A 24,149-nucleotide genomic window follows, 5' to 3' on the forward strand; every position below is an offset into this window, starting at 1 on the left:
GAATGGACAGCAAGCAATGACAGACCGAGCGCGCATCCTCGTGGTCGATCCGGTCGATCCGGACGCCCTGACCGCCCTCCGCCGGGACCACGAGGTCGTGGTGCGGATCCACCCCGAGCCCGCCGAACTGCTGGACCTGGTGGCGGACGCCGACGCCCTGGTGGTGCGCAGCGGCGTCCGGATCACGGCCGAGGTCCTGCGCCGTGCGCAGCGGCTGCGGGTGGTCGCCCGGGCCGGATCGGGCACCGACAACATCGACCTGGCCGCCGCCCGCGAGCTCGGGGTGCAGGTGTTCAACCTCCCCGGAGCCAGCGCCGGCGCCGTCGCCGAACTCGCCCTCGGCCTGACGCTCGCCGTCACCCGCAACATCGCCAAGGCCGACCGGCAGATCCGGGGAGGTGTCTGGGACAAGCCCAACCTGGCCGGCCCCGGACTGGCGGGCCGCGTCCTCGGGGTGGTCGGCCAGGGGCCGATCGGCACCCGGACCGCCGAACTGGGCCGCGCCCTCGGGATGACCGTCCTGGCCGCCGTCGCCCGCCCGGACGCCGAGCGCGACGCCCGGCTGCGCGAACGCGGCGTGACCAGGGTCGAGCTGGTCGAACTCCTCGCCGCCGCCGATGTGGTGTGCCTCGCCGTCCCGCTCACCGACCGGACCAGGGGACTGATCGGCGCGGCCGAACTCGGCCTGATGCGCCCGACCTCCTACCTGGTCAACGTCTCCCGGGGCGGCGTGGTCGACGAGCCGGCGCTGCTGCGGGCGCTGCGCGAGCGCACCATCGCGGGCGCCGCGCTCGACGTGCACGGACAGGAGAGCGGCACCCCCGAGCTCGCCGGGCTGGACAACGTGGTGCTCACCCCGCACCTCGGCGCCACCACCACCGACGCCCAGGCCGTGGTCGGTCGGCTGCTGGTCGCGGACCTCACCACCGCCCTGGCCGGCGGCTCCGCGACGAACCGGGTGTGCTGACCGTGGAGAACCTCGCCCCCGCCCCTGCGGCGGCCGTCATGAACGCGGCCGTCCTCACCGACGTCCGGACCATCGAGCACCGGCCCGTCCCGGCCCCCCGACCCGGTCCCGGAGACCTGCTGGTCCGGGTCTCGGCCACCGGCATCTGCGGCTCCGACCTGGCCGCCTGGCGCGGTACCCACCCGTACAAGACCGCCCCCGCCGTCCTCGGCCACGAGTTCTCCGGTACCGTCGAGGCCGTCGGCGACCAGGTCACCGGTTTCGCCGTCGGCGACCAGGTCTGCTCGGCCGCCTTCTCGCACTGCGGCGACTGCCCCGCCTGTCGGCGCGCCGCGCCCCACCTGTGCGGCCGCAAGCTCAACCTCAGCCACCTGGACTGGACCGGCTCCTTCGCCGAACTCGTCCTGCTGCGGCCCAACATGACGCACCGGCTGCCCGCCGGGCTGGACCCGGTCGCCGGGGCCCTGGTCGAACCGCTGTCCATCGGCCTGCACGCGGTACGCCTCGCCGGCCCGGCCCGGGAGCGCGCCATGCTGGTCCTGGGCTCGGGGACGATCGGCCTGGGCTGTCTGATCGCCGCCCGGCGACTCGGCTACCGCACCGTGGCCTGCGTCGACGTCGGCCCCGAGAAGGGCCTGACCGCCCGCCGGTCGGGCGCGGACGCCTACCTCGACGCCCGGCGGACCGACCCGGCCGCCGCCGCCCCCGAGGTGCTCGGCGGCCCCGCCGACGTCGTGGTGGTCGCCGCCGGGTACCCCGGCGTCACCGACCAGGCGCTGCGGGCCGTCCGGCCGGGCGGGGTGGTGGTGGTCGTCAGCTACTTCGAGGACCGCCACCCGGTGGACCTCAACTCCCTGGTGGGGAGGGAGGTCAGCGTCCTCGGCTCGGCGCTGTCCACGCCGGAGGACTTCACCGAGGTCATCTCCTGGCTGGCGGCCGGCACCGTCGACCCGCGGCCGCTGGTGACCCACGAGTTCCCGCTCGACCGGGCGGACGAGGCCCTGCGGCTGATGGACGACCCCGCCGACCCCACCGGCAAGATCATCCTCCATGTCACCGGCGCGCCCGAACCCCACCGGGCCGGCGCGCCCGAACCCACGAACGGACGGCAGTCATGAACACGGGCATCCGGGCAGCGGTCATCGGCGGCGCCGGGTACGCCGGCGGCGAGGTGTGCCGCCTGCTGCTCAACCACCCGGCGGTGCGGGAGATCGTCCCCACCTCGCGCGGCGACCAGCCCTTCGACCGGGTCCACCCCAACCTGCTCGGCGCGGGCCTGGAGTTCAGCCCGGTCGAGCCCGTTCTGGCCGCCGCCGCGGACTTCGACGTGTTCTTCCTGTGCACCCCCTCCGGCGAGGCCATGCGCCTGGCCCCGCAGCTGCTGGCGGCCGGCGCCCGGGTGATCGACCTCAGCGCCGACTTCCGGTTCGGCGACGAGCAGACCTACCAGGCGGCCTACGGCCGTCCGCACACCGCCCCGCAGCTGCTCGCCGAAGCCGTGTACGGCGTCAGCGAGTTCCACCGCGAGCGGATCGCCCGGGCCCGGCTGGTCGCCAATCCCGGCTGCTACGTCATCACCGCGCTGCTCGGCCTCGACCCGCTGCTGCGCTCCGGCCTCGCCGACCTCACCGAGCCGCTGCACCTCTCCGCCGTCAACGGCACCACCGGCGCCGGGGTCAAGCCGCGCACCGAGATCCTGCACGCCGAGGTGTTCGGCTCGATGCTCCCGTACAGCCTCCAAGGCCATCGGCACGCACCCGAGTTGGAGACCCACCTGGCCGACGCGGCGGGCGGCCCGGTCACCGTCGACCTGTCCACCGCGCACGGGAACTTCGCCCGCGGCATCTACGTCCAGGCCAGCGTCCGGATCCGGCAGGAGGCGCGCGCGGAGGTCACCCGCGAGCGGCTGCTCGACCACTACCGGGACCGCTACGGGGCCGGCGCCGACGGCGAGTTCTTCGTCCGGGTCAACGACCAGGAGCAGCACGGCGGGCTGACCGACAAGGACTACCGCCGCTACCCCACGCTGGCCGGCGTCACCGGCTCCAACTTCTGCCACATCGGCCTCGACTACGACGCCCGGCGCGGCATCGCCAAGGTGGTCGCCGTCACCGACAACCTGGTCAAGGGCGCGGCCGGCTCCGCGATCCAGAACCTCAACCTGATGTTCGGGCTGGACGAGACGGCGGGACTGCGCGGCTATGGCCTCTGAGGCCGCGTCCGCGCCGGGGGCGGCAGCGCCGCCCGCCCCCGGCGGGCCCTTCGACGACGTCCCGCGACTGGCCCGGCGCGCGATCCGGCCGGGGGAGCGCTGGATCTACTCGGCGGGCTTCAACGTCGACCGCGAACTGACCAGCACCGGCCGCATCGACAGCGAACTCGCCGACCTGGACCGGCTGGCCGGGCACGGCGCCCGGGTGGCGCTGCTCTCCCACCAGGGCAGCCACCGCGACGGCAGCGCCCACCACCTCGGCCACATCGCCGACCACCTCGCCCGGAGGCTGGGGCGCCCGGTCCGCTACTGCGCCGAGAACGCGTCCGAGGCCGCGGCGCGGCAGGCCCGGCAGCTCCGGCCGGGCGAGATCGCCCTGTTCGGCAACACCCGCCACCACCCGGGCGAGGAAGGCGGCGACCCCGCCCTCGCCCGGCGCTTCGCCGCCCTCGGCGAGCGGGTCGCGGTCGGCGGCTTCTCCAAGGCCCATCGGGCGCACGCCTCCAACACCGGACTGCTGGCGCTGCTGCCCGGCTACGCCGCCGACAGCCTGCTTACGGAGGCCGCCTTCCTGGCCCCGTGGGCCCGGACCGCCACCGGCGGGGCGCCGGCGGCGAGTGAGGTCTGCGCGGCGGTGCTCGGCGGGCGCAAGCCGGAGAAGACCCTGGTCGGGCTGGTCCACTTCACCCGCACCCATCAGTTGGTCGTCCCCGGCGGCGTGGTGCTCAACGCGGTGCTGCGCGCGCTCGGCCACGACATCGGCGGCTCCGACCTGGGCAGCCGGCCCGAGGACTGCGTGGCCGCCGCCCGCCGCACCCTCGCCACCCCGGCCGGCCGGCGCCTGCACGTCCCCGACACCGTGTGGACGGTGCCGCTCGGCAGCGGCCCGGGGCACCCCGCCCGTGAGGTCGCCGTCGCCGACGGGGTGCCGGCGGGCCACACCATCGTGGACTTCACCGTCCAGCCCTGGGCGCTCGACCTGCTCGCCCGCGCGGACCGGGCCGTCGTCGCCGGCACGCCCGGCCGCTACCTGGACGGGCACCGCCGGGCCGCCGACGCCGTCCTCTCGGCCCGGTCGGCGAAGACCGCCGGCACGCTGCTGCTGGGCGGCGACACCGTGGCCGAACTGCCTTGGACCGGCCCGGCCTCCACCGGCGGCGGCTCGGCCCTCGAACTGCTCGCCACCGGGACGTGCGCCGTCCTCGACGCGCTGCGCGGCAACGCCTCGGACCCGACCACCAAGGACACCCCCTGATGAACCACCCCCTGACGACACTGGACCTCAACATCCCCACCCGGGTGGAGTTCGGCCGCGGCGCCCTGGACCGCCTCGGCGAGCTCGCCGGCGGACTCGGCGGCCACGCCCTGGTCGTCACCGGCCGGCGCGCGGCGCGCGAACACGGCTACCTGGACCGCGCCCTGGCGAGCCTCGCGGCGGCGGGTGTACGGGCCACGGTCTACGACCGGGTCTCCGCCAACCCGCGCTCCGACGAGGTCGACGAGGCCGCCGCGCTGGCCCGCGCGCACGGCTGCGACCTGGTCGTGGGCATCGGCGGCGGCAGCGCCCTGGACGCCGCGAAGGGCGTGGCCGTCACGGCGGGCGCCGCCGGCGGCGTCGGCGAGCTGATCGGGACCACCCTGGACGCCGACGCCCCCGCGCTGCCGGTGCTCGCCGTCCCCACCACCGCCGGCAGCGGCTCCGAGGTCACCAAGGGCGCGATCATCACCGACACCGCCCGGGGGTTCCGCTCAGGCGTGCGCGGCGAGGCACTGCTGCCGAAGGCGGCGGTGGTCGACCCCGACCTGGTGGCCACCCTGCCCGCTGCCGTCCTCGCCGAGACCGTCTTCGACGCCTTCGCCCACGCCGTGGAGGGCTCGGTCGCGGTGGCGGCCACCGACGCCTCGCGCGCCCGCGCGCGGCAGGCCATCAGCCTGATCGCCGCCCACCTGCCCGTGGTGCTGCGGGGCGAGGACTCGCCGGCCGCCCGGGAGGCGCTCTGCCTGGCCTCGGTGCTCGGCGGGGTCAATGTGGCCACGGTGAGCACCTGTCTGCCGCACCGGCTCCAGCAGGCGATGGGCTCGCTGCCGGGCCTGGGCATCTCCCACGGGCGCGGCCTCGCCGTGGTCTACCCGGCCTGGCTGCGGCACACCGAGCCGCGGGCCGGGGAGGGGTTCGCCACCGTCGCCGAGCTGCTGGGCGGCGCCACCGTGCACGAGGCGGTGGCCGGGCTGCTGGACCGGGCCGGTCTGCGGGCCCGGCTGCGGGACTGGGGGGTGGCCCGGGAGGACGTCGGCGCGCTGGTGGCCGGAGTGAGCGGCAACCTGGCCAACGACCCCGGGCCGGAGGCGGACGAGGAGTACCTGCGGATGCTGTTCACCGAGTCCGTGTAGGACTCTCCGCTCAGCCCCCGGGCGTCAGCTCCACCCGCCCGGGGACGGCGTGTTCGCCGAGGGGGCGCCAGTGGCGCCACTGCTCCCACCAGGCGTCCCCTCCCTCGATCAGCCCGACCACCTCGTCGGCGGCCGCGCGGACGGCCCGGGCCTGCTCCGGGGTGAAGCCGCCGGAGCGCACCCGCTCCTCGAAGTGGTCGACGTCCTTCCAGCGGTAGGCGGAGCCGTCGGCCGGGATCACCAGGTCGAGTTCCTGGTCGAGGGTGTCGAAGCCGCGCCCGGTGCGCCGCAGCGGCTCCTGGAAGTTGACGTACCAGTCGACGAGGTCGCCGCCCTGGTACCGGGCCCACACCGCGTAGCCGTCGCCGGGGCGCTGGAGCTGGAGGACGTCCTCGGACTGCCAGCTGTGGTCGAAGTGGACCCACGGGTGGAGGCCCCAGGAGAAGTCGCCGCCGCCGAAGGTCAGCGGCGTGCCCCGGACCAGGTGGACGGCGAGCTGTCCGCCGTCGTCGGCGACCACCCGGACCGGGTAGACCAGCCACTCGCGGCCGTCCAGGATCTCCCGGCGGACGATCACCTCACCGCTGCGGAAACGTGACGACACCGGTCAGACCACCACCCGGTAGTGGGTGGTCAGGCGGTGCTCGTCGTCCAGGACGTGGAAGGCCAGGCCGGGCGGCTGCTCGCGGTCCGCGGGCTCGTCGCCCTCCCAGGGAAGGCGCAGCGTCCAGGTGACGGCCGGGGCGACGACGACCGGGCGCCCGGCGAAGGTGGCGGAGACCGCGGCGTGGGCGTGGCCGGTCAGGACGGCGGCGACCCGGGGGTGGGCCCGCATCAGCTCGGCCAGCCGCTCGGGCTGCTGGAGCATGTAGGAGTCCGGCAGCGGGTGGTGGACCGGGACCGGGGGCTGGTGGAAGGCGAGCAGCGCGGGGGTGCCCGGCGGCAGGGCGCCGAGGGTGGCGTCCATCCAGTCGAGGGTCTCCTCGTCGAGCAGGCCCGGGTCCTGGCCGGGGATCGTGGAGTCGCACATCAGCACGGCCGTGCCGCCGACGAGGTGGAGCCGGTTGACCGGGCCGTCCTCGGCGGCCTCGCCGAGCAGGGCCTTGCGGTAGGCGGAGCGCACGTCGTGGTTGCCGGGGCAGAGCAGCACCGGGACGGGCGCGGCCAGGATCCGGGCGGCCTCCTCGTACTCGGCCTCGGTGCCGTGGTCGGCGATGTCCCCGGTGACCAGGATGGCGTCGACGGGGCGGGGCAGGGCCCGCAGGTGGTCCATCACCCGGGTGGCGCGCCGGGTCGCCCGTTCCCCGCCGTCCAGGTGCAGGTCGCTGACGTGGGCGAGCAGCAAGGTCATTCCTCTGCCTCTCCTGTGGATCACCGGCTGTGCCGCCACAGGCTATAGACCGCACGGGTGCGCGGGCGGCCCGGGCCCCGAGGCTAGGCAGCATTGCCAACCGTTGTCAATGCTTGCCAACCGCTCGGCCGGGCGGCTAGCGTCCTGCCTCGTACCGGAGCCCGAACGCCCCGGTCGGAGCAGGACCAACGCACCGAAGAGAACGAGAAGAACCATGCACAAAGCCCGTATCGTCGCCTCCCTCGCCGCAGCCGCGCTCGTCGCCCTGCTGTCGATCGTCGGGGGCGGGTCCGTCCAGGCCGGCCAGGGGCACCCGGTCGCCGCCGCGCAGGCGACCGTTCTCGCTCCGATGATTGACTGGCCGTAATCGGAAGACTTGCCAAGGTTGACAATCTCCGCCCGGCGCGGCGCCACCCCCTGGGGCGCGGCCCGGACGGCACCGACCCGTCGGGGCGGCCGCTCGCACCGGCGGCCACCCGACGGGCCGTTCGCGCCGGCGCGGCGGTGCCCTGGAGGGTGCGGCGAATTCGGCTGTCGGGGGGTCGGAATCCCGGTACCATCTGCGGGTTCGAGCTGGGTGGGTGCGGGTGGGACATGGGGGGCGGGCCATGGCGGGAACCATCACGTTGTGGGTGTTCGGGCTGCTCTGCTTCGTGGTGGCCTTCGCCAAGGAGGCCGCGAGCGGGGCGGGGATCAGCCTGCCGGGGCCGAAGAGCGGGGGCGCGCGGGCCGGGGTGGTCGCGGTCGGGGTGCTGGCGCTGATCCTCGGGACGGCGATCCGGCCCTCGGGCGGCGAGCCCGAGAATCCGGCGGCGAACCCGGCGGTGAATCCGGTGCCGACCACGGCGGCGGCCGGGTCGACCGGTGCGGCGGCCGGGGCGGCCACCGCTGCCGCGACCACGGCGGCGCCGAACCCGCCCGCGCCGTCCTCGACCGGCCCCGCCGTGGCCTGGAGCGGGCAGGTCGCCATCACCATGGAGGGCGGGGCCGACTTCGACCTCACCCCGCCGGGGCGTGCCCCCGGCTTCCCGCACGGCATCTACGCGACCGGGTTCAGCGCGACCGCGGCCGTGCTGCGAGAGGAGATCCAGAGCGACCACGACAGCTTCGGCGTCTGGACCGGACAGGCGCCGCCCTCCGGAGCCGCCTGTGCGGACTGGGCCGCCAGCCACCCGGGCAACTCGGCGCACGTGAGCGTCGGGTCGCTGGTCTGCCTGAAGACCCCCGGTGGCCGTACCGCCCTGATCAAGATCGACTCCGTCGACGCGGCGGACTACCAGGTCGAGGCCACGGTGACCGTCTGGTCCGGCTGAGGGTCCGGCAGTCCCAGAGGACGGGGAAGCCCGAGGGGGCGGGGAAGCCCGAGGGTCATGAATGGGCAATGTCTGGCGGACGCGCGGTGTGCTTGACCGGGTGTCAGCAGTGAGTTGATCTAGATTGCCCGACCATGAGCGAAAATGTCGGATTCAGTCGTCGGTCGATGCTCAGGGCGATCCCGGCCGCCGTCCTGGTGGCGGCGTCCGACGGGATCCTCTCCCGGTGGTCCGCCGCGGCCGCGCCCGTCGCCTTCCCGCAGCCGGCGGTACGGAGCGCGCGGCGAGTGGCCGGCCGCCCGGGGGCGGTGCTGGAGGAGACGCTCGACGTGCGGTTCACCGAGATCGACGTCCCCGGCCACGGAACGGTCCGCACCCGCACCTACAACGGGACGATCCCCGGCCCGACCCTGCGGGTGGCCGCCGGGGACACCCTGCGGCTGACCCAGGTCAACGGCCTGCCGCCGAACGCACCCCACAGCGGGGACCACAACCGGCCGCACGGCTTCAACAGCTTCAACCTGCACACCCACGGCCTGCACGTCGACCCCACCGGGGACGCCGACAACGTGCTCCGGGTCTTCGCGCCGCGCACCGCCGAAGAGGTCGAGGCCGGCGCCCCCGAGCCGCGGTACCTGACGACCATCGACATCCCGGCCGACCACCCGGCCGGCACCTTCTGGTACCACCCGCACCTGCACGGGGCCACCTCCACCCAACTCGTCGGCGGGATGGCCGGGGTGCTGATCGTCCAGGGCGACGTCGACGAAGTGCCCGAGATCGCGGCCGCCGCCGACCTCGTGGTCTGCGTCAACGAACTCCGGCTCAAGGACGGCGAAGTCCCCGCCTTCGACGCCGGCAACGCGCTCACTGCCGTGCCACCGGTGCTGACCGTCAACGGCGCGGTCAACCCCACCGTCACCCTGCGGCCGGGCGAGGTGCAGCGCTGGCGGCTGGTCTGCGCCACCGCCTTCACCGCGCTGGCGCTGCGGCTCACCGGGGACGGACCGGACCAGACCCTCCACCAGATCGCCCAGGACGGCGTGACCTTCCCCGCCGTGGTCGCCACCGACACCGTCCGGCTGGCCATGGGCAACCGGGCCGACGTCCTGGTCCGGGGCGGCGAGCCCGGCAGCTACCTGCTGCGGACCGACGGGGTGGCCGGTCCGCTGTTGACGGTCCAGGTGGCGGGCGAGCCCGTCGACCCGCCGATGGAGCTGCCCACCGACCTGCCGGCCGGCAAACCCTTCCTGGACGAGAGCGACCTCACCGACCCGGACGCGGACCGCGAGGTGGTCTTCCACGTCGACCCCAACGTCTTCACCGGCCCGTTCGCCAACGCCTTCCGGATGCTGGGCAGCCATCCGACCCCCGCGGCCGACCCGGACGGCGACCTCACCCGGGACCGGGCCTACGGCCTGTTCGACCCCGGCTTCGTCAACCACACCCTGGAGCTGGACACCGTCGAGCGCTGGACGCTGCGCACCGACGAGACCAACCGGGCCTTCCACCACCCCTTCCACCTGCACACCAACCACGTCCAGGTGACCCACCGCAACGGCGAGCGGCTGGACCCGCCGGTCTGGCAGGACACCGTGGACCTGGCGGGCGGTCGGCCCGGGGACACCGTCACCTTCCTGGTCCGGTACCAGGACTTCACCGGCCGGGTGGTCGCCCACTGCCACCAGCTCCAGCACGAGGACCTCGGCATGATGCAGGTCGTCGACTACGTCGAGGCGAGACGGCCCGGGCGCTGAGCGCGGGGTGCTCCGCCACCGGTCGGCGGCGGAGCACCCGGTGGGCCGGCGGCGGGTCAGCGCCCGGAGCGTGCCGGAGCGGAGTGCGCAGGTCCTGAGTACGCCGGGCCGGCCGGGGCCGGGACGGCGGCCCGGCGGGCGTGCAGGACGGCGCCGCCCAGCGGGAGCGGGGAGTGGCCCCGCAGGTGCAGCCCGGCGTCGGCGAGCAGCCGGGCGTAGTGGTCGGCGCGGCGCTCCCGGCCGCCGGTGTTGCACATCATGTGGACGTCCCAGGCGGTGGCCAGCGAGGCCGAGCCGTCGTCGGGCAGTAGCCGTTCGACGATCAGCAGGTCGGCGTGGACGGGCATGGCGCGGGCGCAGTGGCGCAGGATCCCGGCGCAGCGCTCGTCGTCCCAATCGTGCAGCACCCGGGACAGCACGTAGACGTCCGCGTCCGCGGGGACGTCCGCGAAGTCGCCCGCCACGTAGTCGCAGCGCTCGCCGAGGCCGGCGGCGTCGAGTCGGCGGCGGGCCGCCGCCACGGCGTGCGGGCGTTCCAGCAGGGTCCCGCGCAGCGCCGGGTGGGCGGACAGCAGTCGGCCGAGCAGTTCGCCGTTGCCGCCCGCGATGTCCACGAGGGTGCCGGCGCCGGCGGCGGCCGCCGTGACGACCGGGTGGGCCGGGAGCGGGTCGAACATCCGCGCCCCGGCGGCCATGGACTGGTCGAAGAGCTCGGCGAGTTCGGGGTCGCGGGCGAAGTGGTCGAAGTGGTTCTCGCCGAAGAGGTGGTCGAAGGCGGCCCGGCCGGTGCGCACGGTGTGCTCCAGCTCGCCGAAGGAGCGGTAGAACGGCCCGCCGTACATCAGCGCCAGCGGCCGCATCGAGCCGGGGGCGTCGGCGCGCAGCAGGGCCCCCGTTCCGGTGAGCCGGTAGCCGTCCTGGTCCTCGGTGAGGACGCCCAGCATGGTGAGGTAGCGCAGCAGGGTCGTCAGACTCTGCGGGTGGGCGTCGAGCGCGGCGGCGAGGTCGGCCGCGGTGGTGCCGGTCCGGCTGCCCAGGGCGTCGGGCAGCCCCATCCGGGCGCTGACCGCCAGGGCCTGGGTGGTCCAGGCGCCGGTCAGCTGCTGCAGCAGGGTCTCGGCGGAGTGCTGGGCCGGGTCCTGGCCCAGGTGGTCGGCGAGCACCGCGCGGTGGTCGCCGTGGGCGTGCAGTTCCACCCGGCGGTAGCCGGTGCGGGTACCGGCGGGGGTGGTGAAGTAGAGGACGGTGGAGTCCTCGTGGGGGTTGTGGCCGCCGCCGTCGGGGGTGGCGCCGTGCCGGGCGAACAGCGCGCACAGGCCACGCAGCGCCAGCGGGTCCGGGTCGGCGACCTCGAAGGCGAGGTGCGCCTCGTGGTCGTGGGCGCGTTCGTGGTCGGCGAGGTCGGCGAGGTCCGAGCCGGGCGGCACGGTGAGGGCGAACACCTCGACGGTCCGCTCGCCGTCGGGGCCGGGCACCGGCGGGCGCAGGATGCTGACGTCGAGGTCGGCCTCGGCCCGGCCGTGGCGGCGGGCCAGCCGGCCGCGGACCACCACGCTGGGCTGCGGGGGAGCGTCGAAGTCCAGTCCGCAGGCGGCGAATTGGGCGCGAAGAGTGGCGGCGTCCGGGGGCAGGACGAGCAGTGCGGCGTGGGAGAAGCGGCAGCGCTCGGTCAGGGCCCGGCGTTCCGGGCCGTCCAGGCCGGGCAGCAGCAGCGGGAGCAGGCCTGCGGTGTCGTGCTCCCTGACGAAGTCGGCCGTGGCGCGCAGGCGGTCGGTGTCGTCCGGGGGTGTCGCGGTCATGGGGCGGGAGTCCTCGTTCCGGTGGGCGGGACGGTCGGGTGACGGTCAGATGCCGACGTAGTTCTCGGCGAACCAGTCCTGGTGGGTGCGCGAGGTGCGCAGGGATTCGACGCGTGAGCGCCGCATGGATTCGTGGAAGAACGATTCCTCGCCCGGTCCGGTGGGCGAGTGCAGGAGCTGGATCATCCAGTGGGCGAAGTCCTGGGCCCGCCATATGCGGGCGAGGCAGCGCGCGGAGTAGCCGTCGAGCGCCCGGGAGTCGCCGTGGGCGAGGTCGTCGATCAGGGCCTCGGCGAGGAGCTCGGCCTCCAGGACGGCGAGGTTGGCGCCCTTGGCGGCGGCGGGGGCGGGCAGGCTCGCGGCGTCCCCGGCGAGCAGCAGTGAGCCGTGCCGCAGCGGCTCGATCACGTCGGACTCCAGGTCGATGACGGAGCGTTGGACGATCCGGCCGTGGTGCAGCGGTCCGTGTTCGGCGCTGCGCAGCCGCAGGTCGAGCTCGGCCCGGATCCGCTCCTCCGACCAGGCGTCGGCGGGGGCGCCGCGCTCGTACTGGAGGTAGTAGCGGGTGATGTCGGCGGTGCGGGCCATGTGGCCGGCGAAGCCGGCGGGGTGCATCGCGTAGCCGGCGGCGTCCATGCTCGGGGGAGCCTCGGCGAGCAGGCCGAGCCAGGTGACGCCGTGGTCGCGGTGGTAGCGGCGGGTGCCGGCGGGCAGGGAACGGCGGGCGGCGCCGTGGCGGCCGTCGCAGCCGGCCACGTACCGGGCCGACCACCGGCCGGGGCGGCCCTCGGCGTCGCGGACGGTCACGGTGGGGCGGGGGCCGGCGGCCTCCTGGACGGCCTCTGCCTCGGTCTCGAAGGCGATCCGCCCGCCGGCCTCCAGGTAGTGGGTCAACAGGTCGGTGACCAGGTCCTGCTGGGGATAGACGGTGTGCAGCTCGCGGCGGCCGAGGGCGCCGTAGTCGAGCCGGAAGCTGCCGTCCTCGGTGCGGAACTCGCAGGTGCCGTGCGGCCGGCCGTGCCGGTGCAGGCCCTCGGCGAGGCCGTGGCGGTCCAGCACCCGGACGGTGTTGGCGGCGAGGAAGCCGGCCCGGGCCCTGGTCTGGACGTGGGCGCGGTCGGCGCGTTCGAGGACGACGCAGTCGATCCCGGCGGCGTGCAGGAGGTTGGCGAGGGTGAGTCCGGCCGGTCCGGCGCCGAGGACGACGACGTCGGCGGTTTCCTGGGCTGTTCGGCTTGTCTGACGTTCGATCACAGAACGGTGAGCTTAGCCATCGCCGGATACATCGACGGGCCGGAATAGCTCGGATCGGTGAATAGCGTGATGATCTTCGGCCTCGCCGGGCGCCGCCGGTCGCGGGCGGGTCCAGCCGCAGGTGGGGGTGGCGGACGCCCGGCCATGGCGCGGGAGCGGGCTGTCGGTCGGCGGATGGCTTGCTCGGAGATGATCGAGGCTGCGCACTGTTGCGCACTGAGTGAGGGCTGGACTATAAATCGATCATCTTCACGCACATTCGTGCAGTCCCGCGCAGGAGGACCTGATGGCCCACGTCGACGAAGAGATCGCCAGCCAGCCCGAGTGCTGGCAGCGCGCCCTGGAACTGACCCCGCGCCACCTGCCCGAGCCCGGCGAGCGGGTGGCCGTCCTGGGCTGCGGCACCTCGCTCTACATCGCCCAGGCCTACGCGGCGCTCCGCGAGACCCTCGGACTCGGCGAGACCGACGCCTTCGCGGCCTCCGAGTTCCCGGCCGGGCGCCACTACGACCGGGTGGTCGCGCTCTCCCGCTCCGGCACCACCACCGAGGTGCTCGACGCCCTCGCCGCGCTGGGCACGACCGAGACGGTGGCGATCACCGCCGACGCGGGCACCCCGATCGGCGCCGCCGCCCGCCACCTGGTGGTACTGGAGTTCGCCGACGAGCGGTCCGTCGTCCAGACCAGGTTCGCCACCACCGCCCTCGCTCTGCTGCGCGCCCACCTCGGCGCCGCACCGGCCGACCTGCCCGCCCAGGCCCGTGCGGCGATCGACGCCCCGCTGCCGCCGGGGGCCCTGGCGGCGCGGCAGTTCACCTTCCTCGGGACGGGCTGGAGCCACGGGGTGGCGAACGAGGCCGCGCTCAAGGTCCGGGAGGCCTCCGGCTCCTGGACCGAGTCCTACCCGGCCATGGAGTACCGCCACGGCCCGATCAGCGTCAGCGGCCCCGAGGGCCTGGTGTGGTTCCTCGGCACCCCGCCCGCCGGGCTGGTCCGGCAGGCCGAGGCGACCGGCGCGGCGGTCAGCGTGCCGCGGCTGGACCCGCTGGCCGAGCTGGTCCGGGTCCAGCGGCTGGCGGTCGGCCTCGCCGTCCGGCGCGGCCTCGACCCGGACCGGCCGCGCCACCTCACCCGCTCGATCGTGCTGGACCGGCCGTGACCGCCGTCCGGCCCTGAACCGCCCTGGCCCGGACGGCCGCAGGTGACTCACCCCCAGTCGGCACAGCCCCAAGGAGAACCGTGACCCTCGTCGGAACCGGAGAGATCGTCGGGCCCGCGCTGCGCGGCGGCGGCGGCGTCGGAGCGTTCAACGTCATCCAGCTGGAGCACGCCGAAGCGATCGTCGCCGGGGCGGAGGCCGCCGGAGCGCCGGTGGTGCTGCAGCTCAGCCAGAACGCGGTGCGCTACCACGGCGGCCTGGCGCCGATCGGCACCGCGACGCTGGCGGTGGCCCGGGCCGCCGCCGTACCGGTGGCCGTCCATCTGGATCACGCCACCGAGCGCCCGCTGGTGGAGCAGGCGCTCCGGCTGGGCTTCGGCTCGGTGATGTTCGACGCGTCGGTGCTGCCGTACGGGCAGAACGTGCGCGCCACCGCCGAGGTGGCCCGGGTGTGCCACGACGCGGGGGTGTGGGTGGAGGCCGAGTTGGGCGAGGTCGGCGGCAAGGACGGCGTGCACGCCCCCGGCGCCCGGACGGATCCGGCGGAGGCCGCCGGCTTCGTGGCGCACACCGGCGTGGACGCGCTGGCGGTGGCCGTCGGCACCTCGCACGCCATGCTGACCCGCACCGCCGCGCTGGACCTCGACCTGATCGCCGCGCTGCGGGCGGCCGTGCCGGTGCCGCTGGTGCTGCACGGCTCCTCCGGGGTCGCGGACGACGCGCTGGCGGCGGCCGTCGCCCACGGCATGACGAAGATCAACATCGCCACCCACCTCAACAAGGCCTTCACCGAGGCGGTCCGCCGCCGCCTCGCCGCCGACCCCGCGCTGGTCGACACCCGGGCCTATCTGGGCGACGGCCGCGAGGCGGTGGCCCGGGAGGTGGCCCGGCTGCTCGGCGTCCTGACCGAGTCCCGGCCGGCCGGCCGGGCCGCCGTGACCCCCGACGACGAGCAGTGCGCTGCGCGGCCGTGCTCGTAACCGTCCGAAAGGGAGGGGCTCCGAGCCCGGGTGCGCAGCGGGATCGGCCCTGCCGGGCGGGGGTGCCGGGCAGCGCCCGAGGAAGGGCGCGCTCCCGCCGGCGGCCGACCCGGGCTGAACTACACTCCGTGCATGCTCAAAGCTGATCGCGCCGCCAGGATCGTGTCGCACATCGCCGAGGCGGGGAGCGCGGACGTGCGGACGCTCTCCGAACTGCTCGGGGTGTCGGACGCGACCGTGCGCCGGGACCTCCAGGAACTGCAGGACCAGGGGCTGCTCCAGCGCACCCGCGGCGGCGCGGTGACCGGGGCGGTCAACCTGGAGATCCCGCTGCGGCACCGGGGCGACCAGCAGCAGGAGGAGAAGCGACGGATCGCCCGGGCCGCCGCCGAACTGGTGCCGGACGGCGCGGTGGTCGGTCTGACCGGCGGCACCACCACCACCGAGCTGGCCCGGGTGCTGGCCGAGCGCGGCAACCTCACCGTGGTCACCAACGCCGTCAACATCGCCGCCGAGCTGATCGTCCGCCCCGAGGTCCGGCTGGTCGTGATCGGCGGCCTCGCCCGCTCGGCCAGCTACGAACTGGTCGGCCCCGCCGCCGAGCGGATGCTCGACCAGTACCACCTGGACCTCGCCTTCATCGGCGTGGACGGCCTGACCGTCCAGCAGGGCTGCACCACCCACGACGAGATGGAGGCCCAGACCGACCGGGCCTTCCTGCGCAGCAGCGCCCACACCGTCGTGCTCGCCGACCGCACCAAGGTCGGCCGGGTCACCTTCGCCTCGATCTGCCCGCTCACCGACGTCCACGACCTGGTGACCGACGCGGGGCTCCCGGACGCCCAGGAGCAGGCGATCGCCGAGGCCGGCGTCCGGGTGCGGCGGGCCTGACCCACCCGGGGCCGCCCGGGACCGTCCGGGGCCGCCCGGGACCGTCCCGGGACGGCGGTGGGACGCGGCAGGGACGGCGAAGCGTGGTGGACGGGATCGCGGCGCTCCTAGCGTGGCACCGTCCGGTCCGCCGCAGCGCGGACCCCTGCCGAGTTCGAGGAGTACCCGTGGCCATCCACGCCCTGGTCAAGCGCGCCGCCGCGGTGGCGGCTGCCGCCGCCGCCCTGCTGACCGTGTCCGGCACCGCCAGCGCCAACACCAACGCCGGGTACGTCGGCCCGGGCCAGGCCAACAACTGGACGGCCGTGCAGTGCGTCCAGCACGACATCAACGTGTTCATCGACGCCCGCGGCGGCTGGTACCCGAAGCTCCAGGAAGACGGCTACTGGGGCCCGAAAACCGACAACGCGATCCGCTGGTTCCAGAACTCCCTGATCAGCTACACCAAGAGCGCCGACGGCATCGTCGGCCCGCTCACCGGGGACATGGTGCTCGCCTACGGCGACGACCAGTGGGACGGCAAGTGCCGGGCCGCGCTGCCCACCAGCTCCTGACCGCACGCCCGCCCCGGAACGCCGCACCCCTGCCACCCCTGCCCCCGTGCCGTCAGCAGGCCCGGGGGCAGGGGTCCATCCGCCGCCGCCAGCTCCCCGAAGGACCAGGTAGTCCCGTATGAACGCCGTTGACCCCGCCTCCGCCCCGGTCGGCCCCGGCCGCCGCACCTTCCTGGCCGGCGCCTTCGCCGTCGGCACCGGCGCCCTGCTCGGCTCCGCCCTGACCACCGGGGTGGCGAGTGCCGCCACCGGGCCGGTGATCGCCGACACCGGCGCCTGGGGCGCCCGGCCGGCCAGCAGCCCGCTCAACTTCGTGGCGGGGGCGCCGGACAAGGTGATCGTCCACCACACCGCGACGCCCAACGTGACGGACTACTCCCAGGCCGCCGCGTTCTCGCTGGCCCGCTCGATGCAGACCTACCAGATGGACAGCGAGCACTGGATCGACACCGGTCAGCACTTCACCGTCAGCCGCGGCGCCTACATCATGGAGGGCCGGCACAGCAGCCTGGCCACCCTGCGCAGCGGCACCCAGCACGTCGAGGGCGCCCACTGCACCTCGCAGAACACCGTGGCGATCGGCATCGAGAACGAGGGCACCTACTCCACCGTCGACCCGCGCAGCCAGCAGTACGCCGCGCTGATCGACCTGATCACCTACATCTGCCAGCAGTACGGGCTGCGCGCCTACCAGGTCTACGGCCACCGGGACTTCAACAACACCGAGTGCCCCGGCGACCGCCTCTACGCGCTGATCCCGCAGATCCGCCGGGACGTCGCCGCGCGGATCGGCGGGGACCCGACCGGCCCGGTCTGGCCGGTGCTCAGCAGCGGCGCCTCGGGCGAGAACGTGAAGACGCTGCAGTACCTGCTGGTGCAGCGCGGCCAGTCGCTGACCGTGGACGGCGCCTACGGGCCCGCCACCCAGGCCGCCGTCACGGCCTTCCAGAACACCACCCACGCCTCGGCCGACGGCGTCGCCGGCAACCAGACCTGGAGCCAGGCCGTGGCGCCGCTGGCCCGCGGCGCCTCGGGAAGCGCGGTGCAGGGCGTGCAGAGCCAGCTGGTGGCGCACGGCATCCAGGTCAGCGTGGACGGTGCGTTCGGCCCGGGCACCCAGGCCGGGGTGACGTCCTTCCAGTCCTCGGCCGGGCTGCCGGCCGACGGCGTGGTGGACGCCCGCACCTGGAGCCGGCTGCTCGGCTGACCTCCCCCCGGTGACCGGCCCGGTCCGTACGGACAGCGGGGGCCGGTCACCGGCGCTTCCGGCACCCCCGCAGGACCGTCCCAGCCCGTCCCAGCCCGTCTCAGGGCCCGTCCCAGCCCGTCTCAGGCCCGCCTCAGGCCCGTCCCAGCCCGTCTCAAGCCCGTCCCAGGCCGCTCGCACCGCCGTCCCCGGCGTCCCGGGAGTGCCCGGGACGTCCCCGGTGCCGCCGATCTCCTGGCGGGACGGCCGACCGCCCCCCGAGAGTGGGCGGCACCGCCTGATCACCCGACAGGCACCGGAGGGGATGGGAAGACCGTGAAGAAAACCTCGGCCCTGCGCGCACTCGCCGCGGCCGTACTGGCCTTCGTCGCACTGGCCCTGCTGCCCGCGCAGGCTCAGGCGCTCGACACCACCACCTGGGTCCAGCGCAACCTGGTGGGCATCGGCTACCTGGCGAGCAGCGGCGTGGACGGCAACTACGGCCCGCAGACGACCGCCGCCGTCCGCAGCTTCCAGCACGACAACGGCCTCGACGAGGACGGCGTCTACGGCGCCCGCACCGAACTCGCCCTGCACAACAAGGTCGCCGAGGTCCAGCGGGTGGCCGGCTCGGGCGCGGACGGGGCCTACGGCTCCGGCACGACCGGCGCCGTCAGCAACTGGCAGCACGCGCACAACCTGAGCGACGACGGCATCGCCGGCCCGGCCACCATGAACGCGATGGGCGTCGCGCGGACCGTGCAGATCACCGCCCAGTGGAAGTTCCCGAGCCACGGCTGGAGCGTGAGCAGCCAGTTCGGCTGCCTGGACGCGATCTACGTCCACGAGAGCGGCTGGAAGGTGTACGCCACCAACCCGTCGTCCGGGGCGTACGGCATCCCGCAGTCCCTGCCGGGCGACAAGATGGCGAGCGCCGGCTCCGACTGGCAGTACAACCCGGCCACCCAGCTCCAGTGGGGCCTGGACTACATCGCGAGCCGCTACGGCGACCCGTGCTCGGCCTGGAGCTTCTGGCAGTCCCACAACTGGTACTGACCGGCCCCTCGCCGGCTCCGGCCGGCCCGGTCCTGACGGACCCCCTGCACCGCCCTGTTCGACGTCTTCCCGTGCCGACTCCTCGAAGGAGCACGTTGTGAACAACTCTTCCCTCGACCGCCGCGCCCTCCTGCGCTACGGCACCGGCGCCGTGGCCGCCGCCGGGCTCGCCGCGGTCGCCAACATCGGGTTCGCCCGCCCCGCGGCCGCCTACGGCTGGTCCGGCAACCTCAGCCAGGGTTCCTCCGGTTCGGCCGTGGTCGAGCTGCAGATCCGCGTCGCGGGCTGGGCGGCGGACTCCGCCTCGCAGACCTACGTGTCCGTGGACGGCTCCTTCGGCCCCGGGACCGCGGCCGCGGTGCGCCGGTTCCAGGCCGCGTACGGGCTGAGCGCGGACGGCGTGGCCGGCCCGCAGACCTTCGGCGTGCTCAACGCGCTGGAGAAGTCGGACGGTTCCACCGCCCACTTCAACTGGTCGGAGTTCACCAGCCACGACGGCTCGGGCTTCGGCGGCGGCAACGTCGGTGCCGACGAGGTCAAGGAGAACGTCCGCCGCACCATGTACAAGCTGGAGGCCCTGCGGAAGAAGGCCGGTGACCGCGCGATCACCATCAACTCCGGGTTCCGCAGCACCTCGTACAACGCCTCGGTGGGCGGGGCGAGCAACTCCATGCACACCTACGGCGTGGCGGCCGACACCGCGGTCTCCGGCCTGTCGACGCTCGACGTCTACCGGATCGCCGAGACCTGCGGCTTCTCCGGTCTGGAGACCCACACCGTCTCCTGGCAGCACGTGGACAGCCGGATCGAGCACTCCAACTACGGCTCCGGCTTCTGGTGGTGGCAGGACGGCGTGGCGTAACGGCGAGCGCCCCCACGACAGCGGCACCGCGCCCTCCCCACGGGGCGCGGTGCCGCTGTCCTTTTCTCGTGTTGCTGCTGTGTTACCGGCTACCGCGGCCGGTCAGACCTCGCGGCGCAGGCCCCGGCGGCCGGTGGCGACCAGCACCCCGCCCGCCCCGAGCGCCAGCGAGACCAGGGCCAACCCCTTCAGCAGGGTTGCCTCCCGGCGGTGCGGGCACTCGGCGTGGGCTTCCTCGGTCGGCCCGCAGTCGGCCGACCGCTCCTCGCCCGGCCCGCCCTCGGGCGAGCGGTTCCGGAGCGGCCCGCCCCGGAGCGGCCCGTACTCCGTGGGCCCGTCGGCCGGGTCGGTACCGGGCACCTCGCCACCGGGCGCGGGGGTGCCCGGAGTGAGGAACGTGACGCGGCGGCTCTCGGCGAGGTGCCAGAGCTCCAGCAGGTGTTCGACATCGCCCCCGCAGACGGACGCGATGCTCTGCACCGCGTCCCGCGGGGGGAACTGCTTCCCGTTCACCCAGCGCTCCCACGAGGACTTCGCGTAGTGGGTGCGCTCGCTGAGCCGGACATAGGTGAGACCGGACAGATTCTTCAACGACTGCAGCTCGTCGGCGAGCTGATCGGCAGGTGACGGTGATGTGATCTCGGACGCGTGTTGGCGGCCCATGAGGTTCTCCCCGAACTTCCTCTGAGATGACCGTTGTCGTGCATGGTCCCGTTGTGCCGGGGGCGCTCGTCTGCTCTGACGGCTGCGAGGTCTTTGCCCGGACCAGACCCGGCGTTGACCTCGGGGCTACCCGGTGCGACCAACTCTGCGCGATCGTGCACCGATCTTCGACCGTTTCCGTTGGTTCTGAGACGATGCGCCGCGTCCCCAGGCCACTGACCTGGGAGTTGAGACGTCGAAGTGGAGACGGGTGGGACGATCGGGTGGGCGCGGTGGGAAACTGGTGAGGGCAGGAGCCGGAACGCGATTAAACTGATCATCCCAAAGAAGATCAGTCCATGCCTGCCGTCGACCCGCCAGAGGTGCCCCCCCACGATGAGTCAGTCCTGGAAACCGCTCCCTGACGACCTCTCGGAGCCCGCTCGGCGTCTGGCCGAGGAGCTGCGAGCGGTCAAGGACGCGCACCGGATCTCGCTCGCCGAACTCGGCAAGCGGACCTACCTCAGCAAGGCCTCCTGGGAACGCTGGCTCAACGGCAAGCGTCTGATCACCTCCCAGGCGCTGGACGGCCTGATCGCCGCGGTGGACTGCGACGCCGAACTGCTGACCTCCCTGCTGCGGCAGGCCGAGGCCGCCCGCGACGCGAACGAGCCGACCGGGTCCGCGCCCGCCGCCCTGCCCGTACCGGCCGCCGGTTCCGCCGCTGTGCCCGCAGCCGCCGCCAGGCCCGTCCCGGTGTCGGTCCCGTTCCCCGTCCCCGTCCCCGTCGCGGTGCCCGCGACCGTGCGCGGCGCCGGGTGGCGCCGCACACCGACCCTGGTCGTCGCCGCCGTCGCCGCGGCCGCGGTGCTCGTGCTGCTCGCGGGCCTCTACCTGCACGGCCGGGGCGCCGACAGCGCCGCCGGGGCGGCGACCGCCGGGCGTCCGGCCGCCACCGCGACCCAGGCCGTGGCGGGCACGGGTGCGCCGGCGCACCCGCTCTGCCAGGGCCTCGGCTGCGCCGGCAAGGACCCGGCGGCCATGGGGTGCGAGGCCGACGACCGAACCCTGCTGACCGGCAACATCGGCAAGGTCGTGCTGTACGTCCACTACAGCCCCCGCTGCCGGGCGGCCTGGGCCGGGATCACCGACGGCGCCCCCGGGGACACCGCCACCATCACCACCGGCATCGGCGGGCAGGAGACCGCCCTGATCCACTGGGGCTTCGACAACTACTCGATGATGGTGGACGCCGGCGCGCCCGACACCACCCTGCGGGTGTGCGGCCACCAGCCGGACGGCGACGGCTGCACCGGACTGGTCACCGACCCGGCCACCCGGGCGGACGTCCTGGTCCCGTCCACCCCGACCCCGGTGAGCGGCGCCCCGGCCCCGGTGGCCGCCACCCCGACCGCGACGCCGGGCTCCTGAGCGGGCTCCGGCGGCCGGGCGGCGGCCGCCGGGACGCTCCGGTGCCCGTCAGACGAAGTTCTTGTCGATAAGCATCTGCAACACGTTCACATGGAAGTCCGGGAAGTCCATCGGCACGACGCCGAACCGGGCCCGCTGCCCGGTGCGGGCGCTCAGGTACGGGTAGACGGCACGGTCCATCAGGGTCTGCGAGCTGGTCTTGGGCCAGAAGCCGCCCGCGTAGCTGAGGAAGTTCACGAACATCCTCGGGTAGCCCGGGTTGAGGAAGGCCTTGTCGAACTGGTCGACGATGTCCCGGCCCTTCTCGCCCAGCGGGTCGAGCCCGCCGATCTGCCAGACGTCCTGGGTGTCGAACCAGCCGTTCTGCCCGCTGGACCAGCCGATCAGGCCCCACGGGTTGGCGAAGTCGGCGAGCAGCACCACCTTGCCGCGGGCCGCGCCCAGGGTGGGCCAGCCGTAGAAGTGGAACAGGCCGCGGTAGCCCAGGTCGTCCAGGTAGTGGTTCACCCGCCGCTGGAACTCGGTGTCGTCCAGGGCCTGGCCGCCGGCGTGCTCGTTCTTCAACCGCATCAGGACGGTCTCGCCCGGGTGCGCCTGGAGGAAGGACCGGCACTGGTCCAGCACGTCCTGGAGCCGGAGGTGCTGGTAGGCGTCGGAGTGGTAGATCCCGAGTTCGTCGGGCGCCCCCTCCAGGCCGTTGCAGCGGATGTCGAGGAAGCGCACGCCCTCCTGCAACTGCTGGGGCAGGCCCCAGTTCTGAGTGTGCGACCACTCGGTGCCGTACCGGGGGTTCTGGCAGCAGGAGTCGTGGGTGCCGGGGACGGTGAGGTCGAGCAGGGAGAGGTTCCCGTCCAGTCGGCCCATCCAGCCGTCCGTCGGCACCCCGCCCGGGGTGGTCGAGGTGCCCGCCGCCCAGGCCGCGGACGGCACCCCGAGCAGGCTCCCGACCGCGGCCGCACCGCCGGCCCCGACGCCCCACCTGAGAAGATCACGACGTGCGATGCCCATGGACCGGCTCCCTCTGCCCCGTGCGGCTCTGACGACTTGACCCGACACTCCTCGAACGGGGCCGCCGCGTCAACGGGTTCAGCGCGGAGCCGGCTCCCGCCCGTCCGGGCCGACCACCAGCCACCAGGCCGGCAGCTCGATCCGCTCGCCGTCCGGGGTGAACTCGGTCAGGGACAAGGGCAGTTCGCCGGAGGCCAGCACGGTCAGGCCGGCCGAGCGGAACAGCCCGTCGAAGGCCGCGTCGGCCACCTCGGCCGGGGCGAGGCCGTGGGCGAAGACCGGGCGCAGCTTCGGGGGCGGCCCGGCCGGATCCTTGGCCAGCCCGTGGAGCACGGCCTTGGCGGACTCGGCGAGTTCGACGACGAAGGCCCGGCCGCGCGACCCGAGCAGGGTCGCGACGGCCTCGGCCACCGGGCCGCGGTCGGCCGGGTCGCTCTGGTGGATCACCCCGCGCACGTACACGTCGGCATCGCCCAGGCGCTCGTGCAGGGCCCGGACGGCGGCCGGGTCGGTGGCATCCAGCTGGGCGAACTCGGCCAGCTGCGAACGGTCCTGGCGCCGGGCGAGCCCGACGGCGGTCTCGGAGAGGTCGACCCCGACGGCCCGGGGGAAGTGCTCGGCGAGGAAGCGGGTCTGCCGGCCGTTGCCGCAGCCCAGGTCGACGACGGGCAGCCGGGGCTCGCTCAAGTAGGGCCTGAACAGGGCGAGGTGGCGCTCCGCGGTGCGGGCCGGCTCGGCGTCCCAGATCACCGAGCCGGGCTCCTCGGGCGCCTCGCTCCAGAACCCCTCCCAGGCGTTTCGGTACCGACTCGTCACGCTCATGGCTGGGACCTCCGGGTATCACGCACAGTGCCGGGGTCGTGTCTATCGGTCGCGGACGCGGGAGGGCAAGGACCGCGGGCCCGACCGCTCGCGTGGCGTCGGGACCGCGGCCGCTGGTGGGCGGTCGCCTCAGCGGCCGGGGTGGCGGTCGGCCGCCATGGCGGCCGACCCGTCCGTGCGGGTGGCGGGGCGCCGGTGGGCGTGCGGCCCGGCCGGGCGGGCGGTCGAGCGCGGTGCGCCCAGCGCCCCCAGCACGGAGCTGTCCAGCGGGCTGGCGGACAGCCGTTCCAGCACCCGCGCGCACGCGGCGCGCAGCCCCGGCCCCCGGTGGCGCACGTCGGGGACGACGGAATGGAACCCAGCGAGGACGGACATGCGGATCACCTCCGGAAGGACCTGCGGACCTGCAGGTACGTCCCTCAGCTTGCGCCGCTCCGCCCGCGGGCGAACCCGGATTGACGAACTGCTGACGTCCTGCTGACGCGCCTCTGACGGGCCCCCGGAGTGCCTCGGG

At 74.5% G+C, this 24,149-nt stretch carries 24 protein-coding genes and 1 pseudogene; 17 read left to right on the plus strand and 8 right to left on the minus strand.

Annotation, left to right across the window (positions count from 1 at the left end):
• Nucleotides 1-16 precede the first annotated feature (16 nt).
• Genes ACZ7BZ_RS20810 through ACZ7BZ_RS20830 form a run of 5 tightly spaced genes read left to right on the plus strand, consistent with a single transcriptional unit; the run spans nt 17 to nt 5,570 of the window.
• Nucleotides 17-967: a hydroxyacid dehydrogenase gene (locus tag ACZ7BZ_RS20810; protein ID WP_470359544.1), complete on the plus strand. Its 951-nt coding sequence runs from the start codon at nt 17-19 to the stop codon at nt 965-967.
• Nucleotides 961-2,085 (plus strand): zinc-dependent alcohol dehydrogenase, encoded by a 1,125-nt coding sequence (locus ACZ7BZ_RS20815; RefSeq protein ID WP_470359545.1) that lies wholly within the window; start codon nt 961-963, stop codon nt 2,083-2,085. Before ACZ7BZ_RS20810 ends, ACZ7BZ_RS20815 begins: the two co-directional genes overlap by 7 nt.
• Complete coding sequence (argC, locus tag ACZ7BZ_RS20820; RefSeq protein WP_470359546.1) at nt 2,082-3,179, plus strand: N-acetyl-gamma-glutamyl-phosphate reductase; 1,098 nt, start codon at nt 2,082-2,084, stop codon at nt 3,177-3,179. The genes ACZ7BZ_RS20815 and argC overlap by 4 nt, the downstream gene beginning before the upstream one ends.
• Nucleotides 3,169-4,434 (plus strand): phosphoglycerate kinase, encoded by a 1,266-nt coding sequence (pgk, locus tag ACZ7BZ_RS20825; protein ID WP_470359547.1) that lies wholly within the window; start codon nt 3,169-3,171, stop codon nt 4,432-4,434. The genes argC and pgk overlap by 11 nt, the downstream gene beginning before the upstream one ends.
• Entirely contained in the window at nt 4,434-5,570 is a 1,137-nt protein-coding gene (locus ACZ7BZ_RS20830) for an iron-containing alcohol dehydrogenase (RefSeq protein WP_470359548.1), read from the plus strand. The genes pgk and ACZ7BZ_RS20830 overlap by 1 nt, the downstream gene beginning before the upstream one ends.
• A 10-nt stretch (nt 5,571-5,580) precedes the next feature.
• Here ACZ7BZ_RS20830 and ACZ7BZ_RS20835 read toward each other — a convergent pair whose 3' ends face one another.
• On the minus strand, nt 5,581-6,174 hold the full coding sequence (locus ACZ7BZ_RS20835; protein ID WP_470359549.1) for a DUF402 domain-containing protein: 594 nt from the start codon (nt 6,172-6,174) through the stop codon (nt 5,581-5,583).
• A 3-nt stretch (nt 6,175-6,177) separates the two neighbouring features.
• Nucleotides 6,178-6,921, minus strand: a complete 744-nt coding sequence (locus tag ACZ7BZ_RS20840) for a metallophosphoesterase (RefSeq protein ID WP_470359550.1) — start codon at nt 6,919-6,921, stop codon at nt 6,178-6,180.
• A 214-nt stretch (nt 6,922-7,135) separates the two neighbouring features.
• Here ACZ7BZ_RS20840 and ACZ7BZ_RS20845 point away from each other — a divergent pair, with 214 nt between their 5' ends.
• From ACZ7BZ_RS20845 to ACZ7BZ_RS20855, 3 genes are all read left to right on the plus strand, one after another.
• A complete protein-coding gene (locus ACZ7BZ_RS20845) occupies nt 7,136-7,288 on the plus strand; it encodes a hypothetical protein (RefSeq protein WP_470359551.1) in 153 nt (50 codons plus the stop codon).
• Nucleotides 7,289-7,529: 241 nt separating this feature from the next.
• Nucleotides 7,530-8,234, plus strand: a complete 705-nt coding sequence (locus tag ACZ7BZ_RS20850; protein ID WP_470359552.1) for an NUDIX hydrolase — start codon at nt 7,530-7,532, stop codon at nt 8,232-8,234.
• A 134-nt stretch (nt 8,235-8,368) separates the two neighbouring features.
• Complete coding sequence (locus ACZ7BZ_RS20855; protein ID WP_470359553.1) at nt 8,369-9,991, plus strand: multicopper oxidase family protein; 1,623 nt, start codon at nt 8,369-8,371, stop codon at nt 9,989-9,991.
• A 56-nt stretch (nt 9,992-10,047) separates the two neighbouring features.
• Here ACZ7BZ_RS20855 and ACZ7BZ_RS20860 read toward each other — a convergent pair whose 3' ends face one another.
• Together ACZ7BZ_RS20860 and ACZ7BZ_RS20865 are read right to left on the minus strand one after the other, a co-directional pair.
• Entirely contained in the window at nt 10,048-11,790 is a 1,743-nt protein-coding gene (locus ACZ7BZ_RS20860; protein WP_470359554.1) for a methyltransferase, read from the minus strand.
• Between the two features lie 45 nt (nt 11,791-11,835).
• Nucleotides 11,836-13,044 (minus strand): 4-hydroxybenzoate 3-monooxygenase, encoded by a 1,209-nt coding sequence (locus ACZ7BZ_RS20865; protein ID WP_470359555.1) that lies wholly within the window; start codon nt 13,042-13,044, stop codon nt 11,836-11,838.
• A 286-nt stretch (nt 13,045-13,330) separates the two neighbouring features.
• Here ACZ7BZ_RS20865 and ACZ7BZ_RS20870 point away from each other — a divergent pair, with 286 nt between their 5' ends.
• From ACZ7BZ_RS20870 to ACZ7BZ_RS20905, 8 genes and pseudogenes are all read left to right on the plus strand, one after another.
• The gene (locus ACZ7BZ_RS20870; protein ID WP_470359556.1) at nt 13,331-14,203 is read left to right on the plus strand and encodes an SIS domain-containing protein; all 873 of its coding nucleotides are present in this window, start codon (nt 13,331-13,333) and stop codon (nt 14,201-14,203) included.
• Between the two features lie 80 nt (nt 14,204-14,283).
• Nucleotides 14,284-15,183, plus strand: coding sequence for a class II fructose-bisphosphate aldolase (locus ACZ7BZ_RS20875; protein WP_470359557.1), 900 nt, complete (start codon nt 14,284-14,286; stop codon nt 15,181-15,183).
• Between the two features lie 132 nt (nt 15,184-15,315).
• Complete coding sequence (locus tag ACZ7BZ_RS20880; RefSeq protein ID WP_465748695.1) at nt 15,316-16,074, plus strand: DeoR/GlpR family DNA-binding transcription regulator; 759 nt, start codon at nt 15,316-15,318, stop codon at nt 16,072-16,074.
• A gap of 167 nt (nt 16,075-16,241) precedes the next feature.
• On the plus strand, nt 16,242-16,628 hold the full coding sequence (locus ACZ7BZ_RS20885; protein ID WP_470359558.1) for a peptidoglycan-binding domain-containing protein: 387 nt from the start codon (nt 16,242-16,244) through the stop codon (nt 16,626-16,628).
• A gap of 118 nt (nt 16,629-16,746) precedes the next feature.
• The gene (locus tag ACZ7BZ_RS20890) at nt 16,747-17,835 is read left to right on the plus strand and encodes a peptidoglycan recognition protein family protein (protein ID WP_470359559.1); all 1,089 of its coding nucleotides are present in this window, start codon (nt 16,747-16,749) and stop codon (nt 17,833-17,835) included.
• Nucleotides 17,836-18,150: 315 nt separating this feature from the next.
• Nucleotides 18,151-18,297: pseudogene (locus tag ACZ7BZ_RS20895) on the plus strand (hypothetical protein); the annotation flags it as partial.
• A gap of 108 nt (nt 18,298-18,405) precedes the next feature.
• Nucleotides 18,406-18,870 carry a peptidoglycan-binding domain-containing protein gene (locus ACZ7BZ_RS20900; protein WP_470359748.1) on the plus strand — a complete coding sequence of 155 codons (465 nt, stop codon included), beginning with the start codon at nt 18,406-18,408 and terminating at the stop codon, nt 18,868-18,870.
• Between the two features lie 97 nt (nt 18,871-18,967).
• The gene (locus ACZ7BZ_RS20905) at nt 18,968-19,732 is read left to right on the plus strand and encodes a D-Ala-D-Ala carboxypeptidase family metallohydrolase (protein ID WP_380459870.1); all 765 of its coding nucleotides are present in this window, start codon (nt 18,968-18,970) and stop codon (nt 19,730-19,732) included.
• Nucleotides 19,733-19,834: 102 nt separating this feature from the next.
• Here ACZ7BZ_RS20905 and ACZ7BZ_RS20910 read toward each other — a convergent pair whose 3' ends face one another.
• Nucleotides 19,835-20,395, minus strand: coding sequence for a helix-turn-helix domain-containing protein (locus tag ACZ7BZ_RS20910; RefSeq protein ID WP_470359560.1), 561 nt, complete (start codon nt 20,393-20,395; stop codon nt 19,835-19,837).
• 375 nt (nt 20,396-20,770) lie between these two features.
• Here ACZ7BZ_RS20910 and ACZ7BZ_RS20915 point away from each other — a divergent pair, with 375 nt between their 5' ends.
• Entirely contained in the window at nt 20,771-21,805 is a 1,035-nt protein-coding gene (locus tag ACZ7BZ_RS20915) for a DUF2690 domain-containing protein (protein WP_470359561.1), read from the plus strand.
• 48 nt (nt 21,806-21,853) lie between these two features.
• Here ACZ7BZ_RS20915 and ACZ7BZ_RS20920 read toward each other — a convergent pair whose 3' ends face one another.
• The 3 genes from ACZ7BZ_RS20920 to ACZ7BZ_RS20930 all read right to left on the minus strand — a co-directional run bounded on the left by ACZ7BZ_RS20920 (nt 21,854) and on the right by ACZ7BZ_RS20930 (nt 24,010).
• Nucleotides 21,854-22,813, minus strand: coding sequence for a phosphatidylinositol-specific phospholipase C (locus ACZ7BZ_RS20920; RefSeq protein ID WP_470359562.1), 960 nt, complete (start codon nt 22,811-22,813; stop codon nt 21,854-21,856).
• 78 nt (nt 22,814-22,891) lie between these two features.
• On the minus strand, nt 22,892-23,635 hold the full coding sequence (locus tag ACZ7BZ_RS20925) for a class I SAM-dependent methyltransferase (RefSeq protein ID WP_470359563.1): 744 nt from the start codon (nt 23,633-23,635) through the stop codon (nt 22,892-22,894).
• A gap of 129 nt (nt 23,636-23,764) precedes the next feature.
• Entirely contained in the window at nt 23,765-24,010 is a 246-nt protein-coding gene (locus ACZ7BZ_RS20930) for a hypothetical protein (RefSeq protein WP_470359564.1), read from the minus strand.
• Between the last annotated feature and the right edge of the window lie 139 nt (nt 24,011-24,149).

The sequence above is a fragment of the Kitasatospora sp. NPDC036934 genome (assembly GCF_055608425.1).